We start from the raw sequence: 13534 nt of genomic DNA on the forward strand, positions 1-13534 counted from the left end.
GTCTAAACTTGGAACCTGTGACAGCTGAAGCGACAACCGAGGAGACATCGCAGGCGGCGCACGGTGAGACACCGTGGCTGACGCCATGCGAGATGCGTGCATGGCGCGGCTACATGGACGGTAATCAGCGCCTCATGGAGGTTCTCAACCGCGAACTGCAGGATTCACACGACCTGTCGTTGGCCGATTACCGCATTTTGGTCATGCTCTCGGAGTCAGCTGACGGGTCGTTGCGGATGAGTGACCTGGCAGACGGCGTGCTGTCTTCGCGGAGTCGCCTCACGCACCAGATCAGGCGGATGGAATCTCAGGGCATCGTCGTGCGAGACACCTGCGTCGAAGATGGTCGCGGCGTGCTCGCGCGGATCACGGAAGAGGGTAGGCGTCGCCTCGCCGAGGCAGCGCCTACTCACGTGGCCGGGGTGCGGAACAATCTGGTCGATCTGCTGACTCCCCAGGAACTGGACGTGCTGGCAGACGTCTTCGAGAAGGTCGACAAAGCCATCGGCGAGCGCTGACTTCTGGAGCCGTTTTCGCGGTCCGTGGGAACACCCGATAGGATCGCCCACGGAAGCGTGGCAGAGCGGCCGAATGCACTCGCCTTGAAAGCGAGCGTGGCGTTAAACCCACCGGGGGTTCAAATCCCTCCGCTTCCGCCAAGGTCAGGGGCGGTTTTCGAATAACCGCCCCTGACGACCGATTATCCGACAATGTATTCGGTCTGACACAGATGTGACACATCCTCACTAGGATCGCACCCATGGCGTTGCGCAAAGGAGTGGAGGAAGTCACGCTGCCGAGCGGTGACATCCGTTACGAAGTCCGGGTGCGGCTGACGGGTCCAGATGGTTCGAGGCGCCAGGCCCGACGCCGGTTCGCTACGGCGGCACTCGTGGGGGGAGTATCTCGACAAGGTGCAAGACACAGCATTCACTGAGGCTACGGCCGCTGCTGCCGACGAAGCTGAAGTTGTGACGGTGGCCGAGGCGGTCGCAGGCTGGCTCGGCGCGCAGCGCATTAATCCGACTACTCTCACGGCTGCGCTGGCGCCTTGGTCACCCGCTTTGGTGGTCGCGATGTGCGGACGATCAGCGATGGGAGGTGGAGCAGCTCGTCCGGGACCTCGTAGCTGGTAGTGGGCCGGGGGGTCGTGAGTGGAAGCGGACGTCAATCAATCCGATGCTGGCGCGCACCAAGGCTGTCTGGAAGGATCTCGAGCGTCGGAACGTACTGAGCGCGAATCCTATCCAATATGTGAAACCGCTTCGCAAAAAGGACGGTGTTGACACCTATGAGGGCGCTCTCGATCTTTCCGATCGGCTCACTGAAAAGGAAGTCGCGCGGCTGCTGGAATTGCACTCCAAAACCGATCTGCCGCTTTCGACGGCCAGCGTTCGGCTGAGTACATGGCCGTGGTCCACGCGCCCATGGTGCATCTCGCGCTGATCGGGCTCCGGCGAGGTGCGCTGGCCGGAATGTGCTGGAGCGCAATTGATTTGGATCCCGGTCGAATCACGGTGGCAGTGCGGACCCGGGTTCGTGTCACCGGTCAAACCATCGATCAGAAGAATGGCAGGAGCAAGAGTGCACGGCGATCGTTGAAGCTCCCGGCCTCAGTGCTGACCGTCCTGCGGGGCACGCAAGAACGACAGCAGTTCGCCAGGAAGCGAGCGGGTGTTGAATGGGGAGGGCTCGAGATCTCCATGTGCTCACACAGTGGGATGGTCGACCAGTGGCGCCGCGGACTCTGGATGACTGGTGGAAGGAAGCACTTCGGTACGCGCGCGTACCGCACCGCCGGCTTCATGCCGCTCGGCACACGGCGGCGTCACGATTGATTGCAGCGGGAGCAGCTCCATCCGCTGTTGCCGCGTGGCTCCATCCGCGGATGGCGGGACGCTGGTCCTGCGAACGTACGCCCACACCGATGCATCCGAAGTGGACGCGTTGGCGGCCTTGCTTGGGTAGGGCTTCTCCGACTCAAGCGCCCTTCGGTTATTTGATTTGTTAGTCGGCCGAGTTATTACTTAGCGGTTATTACTTAGCGGCGGTGGCCTGAAAAAATGCGCCATCCCAAATTTTTCGAAGAGTTACAATATGCTCGAAATCTATTCTAGCCGTGGATGATTTGTTGGACGAGTTTCATCTAGTTGGGCCAGCGTGGGCGACGTGAACAGCGAGGATGGCAAGGCTGGCACTGAAGAAAATATTGGCGGACAAGAGCTTGCCGTCGGCTCATCGGCGCTCGGTCGGATTCGGGATTGGGCTCGTGTAATCTGTCGTGCGCACGATGATCTTGATGGGATCGTCTATCGGGGTTGGTTTTGCGGGGAGTGTTTGTGTTGGTCTGTGTGAACGGGCCAGTGATGCATTGCCCGTTCGGCCTGAAATCTCGCTGCCGCTGATGCATTCCGCGTTGGCTGGGTTGATCGGTAGTGCGGCTTATCAGCTGGGTTACGCCGTCACCTGATCAACATCGATGTCCCAGTCAGGTGCCAGCCGCGCCTACGGACGCTCGACCGTGTCGGCGTCACCGTTGTCGTCGAGCCACTCGACGCCATCCCGGCCAAGGCCGGCGGCGAGGGCGGTTGCTGTCTCGCGCCAAGCGGAAAGCATGCGGCCTCGACTGTCGGCTTCGCGTCGAGACATGAGTGCGAGGTCCTCGCCCCCTGGGGCGCTACGGTGGTTCGCGAGGATGTCGCATACAACCGTCAGGACTTCTGGGTCACGACCACCAACAAGCAGCTCAACTTCGTCCAGCAAATCGCGTCAATGCTCGCCATCGACGGTCGCGCCGCGGTGGTCGTGCCGGACAACGTGCTGTTCGAGGGCGGCGCCAGCGAGACCATCCGCCGACGACTGCTCAAGGAGTACGACGTCCACACCCTGCTACGCCTGCCGACGGGCATCTTCTACGCGGGCGGCGTAAAGGCAATTGTGCTGTTCTTCAACCGTAAGCAGGCCCGGCCCAGCCAGCCCTGGACGGACCAGCTGTGGGTGTACGACTTCCGCACCGGCGAACATTTCACGCTCAAGCAGCGGCCGCTGCGCGACGAGCATTTCGCCCCGTTTGTCGAGGCATTCAACGCCGACGATCGATCCGCTCGTGTCGAATCCGAGCGGTTCAAGCCCTACTCGTACGACGCGCTAGTCGCCCGGGACAAGGCAAACCTAGACATCACGTGGCTCAAGGACCCGTCGCTGACCGACGCCGACGACGGGGTACCGCCGGAGATCATCGCTCAAGAGATTGTCGAGGACCTGAGCGCCGCGCTCGCTGAGTTCTCTGCCGTCGCTGACGCGTTGGCGGCCTACGCCGCCGAGGTCGCCGGCCGGGATACGGAGAACCGGTCCGCGCCCTTGATGCCCGGGGCGAGTAAGCGGAACCCTCGACGTTGTCGGCGTCCAAGGCCGCCCGGCATTCCGCCCAGTGCAACTCAGGCGCAACGTGGATTGGGAACGGGAAAGGCCCGAGTATGCGGCGGCGCAATGAAAAGCCAGTGGTTTGGTTGACATAAGAGCGCAATCGGGCGTCGAGGACAAATTGCATCGGAGTCAGGCATTCGTCGCTGTGGCGAAGAGTCCCGGCTCGGTCGTGTCACAAGGACCCACCCGATGCCTCGTGGCACAGTGTGGGAATGTCACCGATTCAGCACCTGTCGATGCGCGTGCCGTGGCGAGACCGGGCGTGGGACGGACACCTCTGCGATCGCCCCCTGGACAATTCGTCGTGCATCTTGCTCAAGAACATCGGTGACCGCCGACTCGACGAATACGAGCACGGGAACGCGGGCACACCGATGGCGAACCTGATCTCGGAGCGGCTGCCCTGCTTGAACGAACGTGCGACATTCATGTCCGCCGACGGCTACACCGTGACAAAGACCCACCCCTATGCCTCGAACAAGAAGCTGACTGGAACCCTGGAACCGACCCCGGTCGCCGTACCCGGCTACGCATTCGAATCGGTCCCGTTCCGCTGGCTTAACCGCGAAACCTTCGAAGGCGACATCTGGTCGCAGTGGCGCACCGACTACAATCCCGAGGCGGAAGACCGGATCGGCACACTCCTCGGGTTCCAACCCAGGTGGGTCATGGACGGCACCAATCAACAGGCCATCATCCGGTCCTTTTTCGAGCCGGTCTCGGCCGGGGAGTCGCTGGTCTTCGCCTATCTCAAACATTCCCCGTTCCAGGAGGGCAGTACCCGCAGGCTGCTCGTTGGGGCTGCTCGTGTCACCGGTGTCTCCCTTCCAGGCATGTGGCGCCACCAGGGCCAGTCACCGTTTGAATCGTCGATGTGGGAGACCGCGGTAAGCCACAGCCTGCGACCGGACATGACCGACGGAATCCTGCTCCCGTATCAACAACTGATCGGACTGCTCGACAACGGTGTCGACGTGGAGACCGCGTTGGCGTGGGCACCGGAGGGCCGGGACGTCGAGTTCTCGTATGTGACCGAGCATCTCTCAGACGACGCCGCGATCGAGTCGCTGCTCAGCCTGTCCGCCGCGGCCCGAGGGCTGATCGAGCTGGGCATCGAGGTGTCGTCCAACGCGACCGACTGGGTGGATGCGCAGCTCGGACGCCTGTGGCAGCTGCGTGGCCCGACCCCCGGACTCGGTTCCGTCCTGGCGCACCTGAAGGTGCCGTCCGCGCACGGCGCCGCGCGACTGGTGCTCTCGCATATCCCGGAGGGCGGCGATCCGTGGAAGTTTCTCGAGGCCGGTTTCGCCGACCCGGCACAGTTCCCGACCGACGTGCGCTCGGTGATCGGACCGTCGATCGGCAAGATCTGGATGAAGCTGCCCCAGGCTCGGCATGCGGCCCTACGTGCATTGTCGGCGTTCGACGTCTCTCCCGAGCAGGTCACCATGATCATGAGCGGTGACACCCTCGTCGAACTGACATTCGAGGAGTTCCTCGTCAACCCGTACTACGCGGCGATCTGCACGTATACCGATCCACGGCACGTGCCGTTCACGACGATCGACCGGGCCTGCTTTCCGCCGGAGCACGTGTCCTGGTCCTCACCGCTGCCCGACCACGCGCAGATGGACGATCACCTCGATCGGCGCCGGATCGAAGCCCTGCTGGTCGATGTGCTCGAACGGGGCGCAGTCGAGGGAAACACGGTCCTTCCGCAGACCGAGGCAGTGGTCCGCGCCGGCGACATACCGGTTGCCACGTCGTGTGGGCTCAACGACGAGGTGTTGATGGGGCAGGACCTCGACGCCCTGACCCTTGCAGACAGCGAGGAATGGACACCGATCCTCGGGACGGTCGTGGGCGACGACGTGCCCGCCTACAAGCTCACGCGCCTGGCCGAGGTGGCCGAGGTGATCCGGGACTGGCTCACCCCGCGGTTGGCCACGGAACGCTTCGGTTCGTTGACCCAGGCGCGCACAGTCATCGACGCCGTCATCGATGCTCCCGTCGGTGATGACCCGGAGGAGGAAGCTGCCCGGCGGGAGAAGGCAGCCGGGCTCGGCGAGCTCTACGCTTCCCCGCTTTCGGTGCTGATCGGACCGGCGGGAACCGGAAAGACCACGCTGCTGCGGGCCTTGGTGTCGTTGCCGGGTATTGCGGGCAGCGCACCGATCCTACTTGCGCCCACCGGCAAGGCGCGGGTCCAGCTGCAGCAGAAGGTCGGGTATCCGGCCCGCACCCTTGCCAGCCACCTGAGCAGGTCCGGACGGTACGACGGCAGCGCCGGGCAATACCGCGTCACCGGCGAGCCGTCGACCCGCGAACGCGCAGACCTGGTGGTGATCGACGAAGCGTCCATGCTCACCGAGGACATGCTCGCCGCCACCCTCGATTCCTTCTCCAGCATCAAAAGGCTCGTGTTGGTGGGAGATCCGCGCCAGCTTCCGCCCATCGGTCCCGGCCGTCCGTTCGTCGATCTCGTTCAGCATCTACGTCCCGACCGGTTCTCCACGGTCGCACGTGTCGGGCCGGGTTACGTCGAGCTTCAGGTGACCCGCCGTCAGGGCGGTCTCGGTCGTGCCGACCTGGCCCTGGCGAAGTGGTTCGGCGGCGACGAACTCGGCCCCGATGACGATGCGATCTGGGAGCAGTTGCGCGCCACCTCGGACCTGACCACGGTTCGTCATGTGAGCTGGGCCGGTCGCAGTCCCGAGAAGACTCTCATCGACCTTCTCCACGAGGAACTCGACTTCACCACCCATCCCGACCCGCAGACCGCGTTCGCGTTGACCTACGGCGGCACCTGGAACGATCCCTATCTGAACTGGGAGACCGGGAAGGGCGGGGCCGGAGAACACTCGGAACAATGGCAAGTGTTGACCCCCACCCGGTCCCGCCAGTTCGGCAGCGTCGAACTCAATCGGCATCTCAAGCGCACCTTCCGCGCCAGCGATACCACCTTCGCCGCCCAGACGCGGGGGTGGAACATTCCCAAACCGATCGGACCCGAGCTGATCGTGCGCGGCGACAAGGTCATGCACACCCGCAACAGCACGATGAAGGCATGGCCCAAAGGCACCGGGCTCGACTACGTCGCCAACGGTGAGATCGGGGTCGTCGTCGGCCGGCTCAACAAGAAGAAGAACGTTCCCGCGAAGGTGGAGTACTCGTCCCAGGTGGGCTGGACCTACAGTTACTGGCCGTCCTCGTCCGAGGATCCCCCGCTGGAACTGGCCTGGGCGGTGACCGTGCACAAGTCGCAGGGATCCGAATTCGGCACGACCTTCCTGATGCTGCCGTCGCGGACCCGGGTGTCGAGAGAGCTGCTCTATACCGCGCTGACCCGGCATACCGACCGGGTGATCATCCTTCACGACGGTGCGGTCGGGGACCTGCGCACGCTGGCTCGACCGTCCGCATCCGAGACCGCAGCACGACTGACCGACCTGTTTCGCCCGCCGACCCCACAGCAGATCGTGGTCGCGGGAACCAGCCACCGGGTCGATTCGAACCTGGTCCACGTCACCGGCACCGGTGTCCTGGTGCGGAGCAAGAACGAAGTGATCCTGGCCGACATCCTCGAATCGATGGTGCCGGGTCGGTGGGTGTACGAGCAGGAGCTGGTCGGCACCGACGGAACCCTCCGGTACCCGGACTTCACCATCGAGACCACCACCGGGCGCCGCATCGTCTGGGAGCATCTGGGAATGCTCGACGATCCGCAGTACGCCGCGAACTGGGAGGAGAAAAAGCAGTGGTATCGCGCCAACGGTGTGCTGCCGTTCGCTGACGGCGGCGGGCCGGAAGGAACGCTGGTGTGGACGGACGACCGGGTTGGGGTTGATGTGCCCGCCTGGCGACAGCTCGCACAGCACGTATTCGGTGAACCATCGAAGGGAAGCCCTCCAGCCAAGAAGATGCTGGCAAAGAAAGCGCTGCCCAAGAAGCGGCCCATGTAACGAAGCGTAAAGTCTTCACGAGCCGCCCGGCGGCGCCCATCGGGTGTTGCCTTGCCCCGGACGATGCCAGGGCGGTGGATGCCACCGACGCCCTCGACCTCTCCGTCTGGGCATAACGCCTCCCACTACGACACCTCATGATCGCCAAACGCGGGAGAACCCGCGCCGGGAAGGTCCGTCCCGCGTTCCTGGACAACTCTGACAGAGCGCAACCGTTTACCTGCAATCGCGGGATCAGCGGGAAGGGGATGTGCGGTGGGCGAGGCGCACTGGGGCATGGTCGCTAGTAGCCCGCTACTTGCAGGGCGCCGCACAGTCCAGGGTGGGCACCCAGGGTCCGGCAAGTGGAGTTGACGGCCGGACACTTCGAGACTGCTCGCGGCGACGACCGTCCGTCGTGGCCATCCATGGCAACCGAGCCCTGCACTTGTCGCGATAGCCAGGCGTGCGCCTTATGGCCCGCGAATTGTCGTCACGGTACCGGCCGCGTATCCGAACTCAACGCCGGAGGCATCCGGAAACTTGTCTCCGCAGAATAAGGTTCGCGACTAGTGAAACGATCAGAGCTTAGTAGCGCGGAAAGCCAAGGGCCACCTCCTCGGCCCGTATGCGATCTTTGCAAGGATACAGTTCATGGAGACACTCCCGCCTGCAGAGCAGAATACGGCAATCGTCGCGGCGATAGGTAGAGGCGTCTCCCTTCGGACGGTATGCGCCATCTTCAGCATCGATGCACTGACCGTCCGCCACGCTGTGGAATCGGCCGGGCAATCCATGCCGGTCGAACCGCCAGGTCCGGACGTCGTGATCGCCAATCGGGAGTCCGAAATGCTCCGAAGAGCCTTGGACGGAGAGGACTTCAGCGTCATTAGCCGTGCGTTCGATGTCTCGCGCGAATGGGTTCGGCAGGTTGTTAAGAAACACACGGGACTCAGCGCCAAAGATCTCAAGGAGGCACGCGACGCGGCCCGACACCAGTTCAAGGTTCAGCAAGCGCACGATCTCGCGAGCGCTGACGCAGACTTCCACTTGGACGAGTTGGCGCGCAGGTCCGGGCTATCAGTACGGGAAGTCGAATCACTATTCGGATCGGCCGAGTCGGCCCGCCGGCGCCGAGCAAAGATTGTCACGACTGCGACTGAGCGGGATCATGCCCTCGGGGGCATTCGCGGCGTCGCGTCTCTTGACGGCGGGACGCCATTGTCCGGACCGTTCTACGACAGCCACCGGAATGATGGTCTTTCCAGCGCCCGCCTCATACAGATCTTCGGATCATGGTCTGCGGCATGCGAGGAGGCAGGCGTTGAGGCACGCAGAGCACCTCGTGGTGAATACAGCCGAAGCTGGACGCGCGAGGATTGTCTTCACTGGGTGCGTAGTTACCTCAACGACGTGGAGAGTCCGACATTCGAAGGGTATGACGCCTGGGCCCGACAACAGGGTGGTGCCCCGTCGTCCGGTACCGTCCGGCTTCGGTGCGGGAAGTGGATTGAGACAATCCGGGATGCCTATGAACTGGAGGCGGGCAAGTTCCCAGACCCGATCGGTAAGCCAGTTGCCGTCACGGGCAGTGAAACTGAATCGCCGAGTGCTTCTCTCATTACGCATTCAGAACCAAGAGGAGAGTCCGACCCGAGCAACATCCCAGACATTCCGCCGTCGATGTCAGGTCAGGGTTTCCAGCACGAATTGGACGTTCGCCTCAAGGTGGAGACGGCGGCTCAGGAACGTCTGATGGACGACTTTCGGAGTCGAGGGTGGCAGGTAGCCGACACTCACCTCGGGCATCCGTACGACGCCGTGGCGACCAAAGATGACAGGGTTCTCTTCCTCGAGGCGAAGGGCACTCAGTCGGCGGGCGCGGCGGTGCTCGTGACGAGGGGGGAGGTGGCGCACGCGCAGGCATACCCTGGGCAGTGCTTCATGGGAATCTGGTCTGGCATTCAATTCGACGAACGCGGGAATGTCCACCCCGATTCCGGCAACTTTCGCGTCCTCCCGTTCGACCCCGGTACCGGGCAGCTCACAGTGATTACGTACGAATGGACTCCGTGTGAATCGCGACAGTCGGCCTCTGGCGAGCTGAAGGAGAGAGCGTCGAGGTTGTCTACGTGATCTGATGTGCTGGCCGATGTCGCGCACGTTTCGACGGAGCTCGCGGCTACTCCGTCTCTGCCGGGTCACTGCGAATTCCTTTCGCGCTGCGGTGATAGACACAACGAGTGGTGCACTAGGACGAACTCGAATCGCTCGTCGGGGAGCTCGGCGTCGAAGCATCGAACGTGGTGGTCGGGCGATCGCCCCCGGTCGGTCGGTTGGTTCCCGAATATGGTCCGTCGTGGGGGTTCCGGCCAGCGATTGGCCACTGCACTCGTTGATAGCCGTGCAGCGCGATAGGCACAATGGGATGTCCAGGCCCGGGCGAACCTCTCGTTGAGGGTGGTTCGGCGTGGCGCCGGGCTGGGCTGGTCACTGTCGAGTATCCGAGGTGACGTCACGATGGCTTGATGTGACACAGATGTGACACACATAGAGAGGGTTATAGTCAGGTGTGGATTGGTCGCGCGTAGGTAAACTACCTGACCAGGACAAACTCTTGCTGGATCCTGAATTTCTCCCCGCGCTCGCCTTGAAAGCGAACGTGGCGTTAAACCCACCGGGGGTTCAAATCCCTCCGCTTCCGCCAAAGCAAAGGCTCTGACCTCGGACTTCGGTCCAGGTCAGAGCCTTTACTGTTTTCGGAGTCACACTGCTTGGGTAGTGGGCGTCAGAACCGCACGGTGAATACCACGTGGCGACGCTCTCGGGCCGCGCGCTGGAAAAAGTCCGCCACTTCCTGAAGCCAGCCCCAGGCGTACCCGCGCTCGTCGGGACCGTACTCCGGGTTGCGGTCGTCGAGTGGCATCGCGTCGTAGCGCACGCCGAACTCGGATTCGGTGACTTCCGCCAGGTACGAGGAGACTTCGGCGACCCGATCGGGTGCCAGGTAGGTGACGAGTTGGTCGTCGGTGTCGGTGTTGAGGTCTTCGTCCCCCAAGATCACGCCGTAGGCCGGCCAGTTCTCGGACACGCGCTCGTACCCTGTGCTGGAGAGGGCGCACAGGATCGGATCCCACGCCTTGTCCGTGTCGCACGAGAACTCGGATCGGCCCGTCTCCTCGATGTCCTCGACCACAGCGCCGAGTTTGTCGTCGTCGCCGCGCGCGTCCAGAAGTTCCGCTGCCACGCTGTCTGACAGCGCGAAATGCACCCCAAGTTCCATGGCGTGATGCTAACGGCCGACCTTGCCGCCGTCCCGCCGTCACTACAAGACGAATCGACTTAGGTAACGATCCTGCTCTGCCTCCGACCGAAGTTACCCATGGAGGGCCTGCTGTCATACATACTTCATCGGTGATTCCGACAAAACGGACCGGCCTTTCTGTTGTATCGCTGGTGATCCTCGTCGTCGCGGGGTTGCTGGTCGCAGCCCCTGCCAGCAGCGCCGCGCCGCCGCCTGACTGGAAATACACAATGGTGGCGTTCAGCAATGCCAGCGACCGCGACATGGATGTCTACGAGTCGGCCGACGGCACCGGCTTTCAGCTCGTCCAGCAGTCGGCGTACAGGCCGCCGTCTGGGCTCGTGCGTGATCCGAGCATCTTCCGGAACACGGACGGGTTGTACTACCTCACCTACACGACGGGTGGTGGGGCGAACATCGGGTTCGCACGCAGCAGCGACCGCATCAACTGGACGCCGCTGGGGAACTATCCGGTTCCGTTTTGCTGCGCCTTGATGCCTGGCACGGGAGACGGCACCGGTTCTGCGAGCCCCCCGGGCTTCTCGGGTTCGGCTGGTTTCAGCGACGGACCGTCGCTGTCACCATTCGTCACCAAGGCCTGGGCGCCTGAATGGTTTGTGGACGGCGATCGCGTCAACGTCATCCTGTCGATGTCGACCGGTGGAGGATTTGTGCCGTATCTGATGACGGCGTTGGAACCGTCGCTCCGGTTGTGGAGCCCGCCTGTTCCGCTCGCCGGGATCGGTGCGGACCACATCGACACCACCGTGGTCAAAGTCGGATCGACCTATCACGCGTTCACCAAGAACGAGACGAGGAAGGTCGTCGAGCATGCGGTCGCTCCGTCGGTGACGGGACCTTATTCGTTTGTCCCGCCCGGGAATTGGGGTTCGCTTGTCGAAGGTCCGGCCGTGGTTCAGTTGCCGAGCGGCGACTGGCGGATCTATCTCGACGCCTATACCGAAGGAAAGTATCTCTACTCCGACAGCACGGACGGGCTGAACACCTGGTCTCCGGTGCAGGAGGTTCCCGGGGTGTCCGGGACTGCGCGGCATCTCGGCATCATGAGAGAACCGGCATAACTTTCGACCCCGAGTCGGTAAGGCTCTGATCAAGGACTGCGGTCTTGGTCAGAGCCTTTTCTCGTACTTGCGTACTACTTCGGCGCGTCGTCTGCACGTCTCAGTGATTGACAAGCTAACGATGCGATGCGAGTGGGTCCTACGAGTTCGCGCCGACCATGAAGTGAGTATCTCCGCGTGAGCTGTGCAGAGTTGCGCTCCCAGGCCCCGCTCGGGCGCCGTACTTCACGATTGATTGCCAAGTAATGCCTGTTTGTTTCATATTCAAGTACGCGCGCTGGCTTGATGCCCGCACTTTCGGTCTTCAACTGCTCTGAGGCCCGCGAAATGCGGATTCAATTCGATTTGCCGCACTGTTTCTGAGGGATCTTCTCGTCCGCAAGCGGTGACCTTGCTCATAGTGGGACCTAGGTCCTTTTCGCTGCTGATAAGCCTGTCGATATATATCTGTTACCGAAAGTTCACCCTAAATCCAAGATGGGGGAGATGGCGCGCTGGCGGGCAAACAGGACGATTGGTACCGTCCGGTAACTAATTCAGTTAGTTGTCGGCTACCGCTCTGGTTGCTGTGTCACGTGGAGGAGCAGTTCATGTCGATCGAATCGCAAAATGGCGTATCCCACCGTCGATCGAGGGCCGCGGTAGGGCTCGCGGCGTGTGCGGTTGCCGCGCTGTCGTCGGGTGTGGTCTTCGCAGGGAGCGCATCGGCAACGCCGACGGCGTTGGCGGACAAGTTCGCGAGCACTGTCACCGATGACGGTTGGTCGTTGGATCTTGTCGCCACGAAACTGTCGGCGAATCCGGTGCCGAATCTGGCGACGACGGCGTTCACTCGTGAGGGGTTCGTGTCGGCGAAGGTGACCGGCACGATCGGTGGTGCGGGCGATTCGGCGGTGAAGACCGGTTATGTCGAGCAGGGATTGCAGATCGGCTGCCAGATCGATGTTTCCTCCGGACTTGGCTTGGGGCTTGGCTTTTCGCTCGGCCCGTCTGTCGGTGTGAGTATTTCGGGTGTCCCGTCGGCGAACGTGGGTGTGAATGCGTCGGTGAATCCGAGTATTCAGTCGACGATTGCGCCGGGCACGATCACGACGATTCCGTTGGGGAAGAAGGATCTCGAGTCGTCGAAGGCGTCGATCACGGCAGAGAACGTGCACGTGAAGGTTGATGCGTGCATGGGGCCGGTGACGATCCGCTCGTACGCACAACTCTCGGTGTCGACGGCGACGTCCGACAACACGTTGTTCGTGTACTCCGATCCCACCTGGCTCTAACCCACGCAGCCGTCGTCAGCGCTGCTGGCGACTATTCCCGATCCGCCCCGTCCAGGGGTGGTTACTCATCACGCCCACAAAGGAGAAATCATGAAGATTCGTACCTTGGCCACTGCCGGAACTCTCACCGCAGGTATCGCCCTGATCGGTGTTCTCGGCGCCGGCGTGGCATCTGCCGCAACTCCGATCGTCGAACCGGAACATGGCCGGATCGGTCTGTCGCTCTCGAATGCGGAAACCGCGGCATTGGCGGCGAGCCCGATTCCTGATGCGATTGCGAACATCGTTCCAGGTTCGCTGAGGGGGGTCTGGTTGGCGCCTGGTTCCGCGATAACTGTTACCGATGGCAAGGTCGACGCCCTCGAAGGAGCTGTGCTCGGTGAAGCAGCCGCGCGTGGTGGGCATGCCAATGTCTTTGTCTCCGACCCGAATCACCCCGCCAGTGAGGGGCACATAGTGCTGACGGAGCAGTACTGGAACTGATAACACGCCCAGTACCGGCGACTC

The 13534-nt window shown here is 62.6% G+C and carries 11 protein-coding genes and 1 tRNA gene; 10 read left to right on the forward strand and 2 right to left on the reverse strand.

Annotated features, from left to right (window positions below; genetic code table 11):
• The first annotated feature begins 92 nt into the window (after positions 1 to 92).
• The 4 genes from PCS43_RS12420 (at position 93) to PCS43_RS12435 (ending at position 1446) form a co-directional block, all read left to right on the forward strand.
• Complete coding sequence (locus PCS43_RS12420; protein ID WP_020968140.1) at positions 93 to 518, forward strand: MarR family winged helix-turn-helix transcriptional regulator; 426 nt, start codon at positions 93 to 95, stop codon at positions 516 to 518.
• Positions 519 to 569: 51 nt separating this feature from the next.
• Positions 570 to 659, forward strand: a tRNA-Ser gene (locus PCS43_RS12425).
• A gap of 255 nt (positions 660 to 914) precedes the next feature.
• Entirely contained in the window at positions 915 to 1136 is a 222-nt protein-coding gene (locus PCS43_RS12430) for a hypothetical protein (RefSeq protein ID WP_143173118.1), read from the forward strand.
• A 43-nt stretch (positions 1137 to 1179) separates the two neighbouring features.
• On the forward strand, positions 1180 to 1446 hold the full coding sequence (locus PCS43_RS12435; RefSeq protein WP_269616184.1) for a hypothetical protein: 267 nt from the start codon (positions 1180 to 1182) through the stop codon (positions 1444 to 1446).
• A gap of 1059 nt (positions 1447 to 2505) precedes the next feature.
• On the opposite strand, the gene PCS43_RS12440 is transcribed toward PCS43_RS12435, so the two are convergent.
• Complete coding sequence (locus tag PCS43_RS12440; protein WP_245361523.1) at positions 2506 to 2649, reverse strand: hypothetical protein; 144 nt, start codon at positions 2647 to 2649, stop codon at positions 2506 to 2508.
• Between the two features lie 33 nt (positions 2650 to 2682).
• Between PCS43_RS12440 and PCS43_RS12445 the strand changes: the two genes are divergently transcribed.
• The 3 genes from PCS43_RS12445 to PCS43_RS12455 all read left to right on the forward strand — a co-directional run bounded on the left by PCS43_RS12445 (position 2683) and on the right by PCS43_RS12455 (position 9503).
• The gene (locus PCS43_RS12445; RefSeq protein WP_073513400.1) at positions 2683 to 3513 is read left to right on the forward strand and encodes an N-6 DNA methylase; all 831 of its coding nucleotides are present in this window, start codon (positions 2683 to 2685) and stop codon (positions 3511 to 3513) included.
• Between the two features lie 125 nt (positions 3514 to 3638).
• Positions 3639 to 7388 carry an ATP-dependent DNA helicase gene (locus PCS43_RS12450; protein WP_073513399.1) on the forward strand — a complete coding sequence of 1250 codons (3750 nt, stop codon included), beginning with the start codon at positions 3639 to 3641 and terminating at the stop codon, positions 7386 to 7388.
• 633 nt (positions 7389 to 8021) lie between these two features.
• The gene (locus PCS43_RS12455; RefSeq protein ID WP_270923042.1) at positions 8022 to 9503 is read left to right on the forward strand and encodes a protein NO VEIN domain-containing protein; all 1482 of its coding nucleotides are present in this window, start codon (positions 8022 to 8024) and stop codon (positions 9501 to 9503) included.
• A gap of 652 nt (positions 9504 to 10155) precedes the next feature.
• On the opposite strand, the gene PCS43_RS12460 is transcribed toward PCS43_RS12455, so the two are convergent.
• Positions 10156 to 10650: a DUF1877 family protein gene (locus PCS43_RS12460; protein ID WP_073513397.1), complete on the reverse strand. Its 495-nt coding sequence runs from the start codon at positions 10648 to 10650 to the stop codon at positions 10156 to 10158.
• A 251-nt stretch (positions 10651 to 10901) separates the two neighbouring features.
• On the opposite strand from PCS43_RS12460, the gene PCS43_RS12465 reads away from it, so the two are divergent.
• The 3 genes from PCS43_RS12465 (at position 10902) to PCS43_RS12475 (ending at position 13510) form a co-directional block, all read left to right on the forward strand.
• Positions 10902 to 11753, forward strand: a complete 852-nt coding sequence (locus PCS43_RS12465; RefSeq protein WP_003943973.1) for a glycoside hydrolase family 43 protein — start codon at positions 10902 to 10904, stop codon at positions 11751 to 11753.
• A gap of 590 nt (positions 11754 to 12343) precedes the next feature.
• Complete coding sequence (locus PCS43_RS12470) at positions 12344 to 13027, forward strand: MspA family porin (protein WP_209910907.1); 684 nt, start codon at positions 12344 to 12346, stop codon at positions 13025 to 13027.
• 90 nt (positions 13028 to 13117) lie between these two features.
• Positions 13118 to 13510, forward strand: coding sequence for a hypothetical protein (locus tag PCS43_RS12475; protein ID WP_020968150.1), 393 nt, complete (start codon positions 13118 to 13120; stop codon positions 13508 to 13510).
• Positions 13511 to 13534: the final 24 nt, after the last annotated feature.

Source organism: Rhodococcus sp. C-2 (genome assembly GCF_027854095.1).
Classification (GTDB): Bacteria; Actinomycetota; Actinomycetes; order Mycobacteriales; family Mycobacteriaceae; genus Rhodococcus_F; species Rhodococcus_F qingshengii.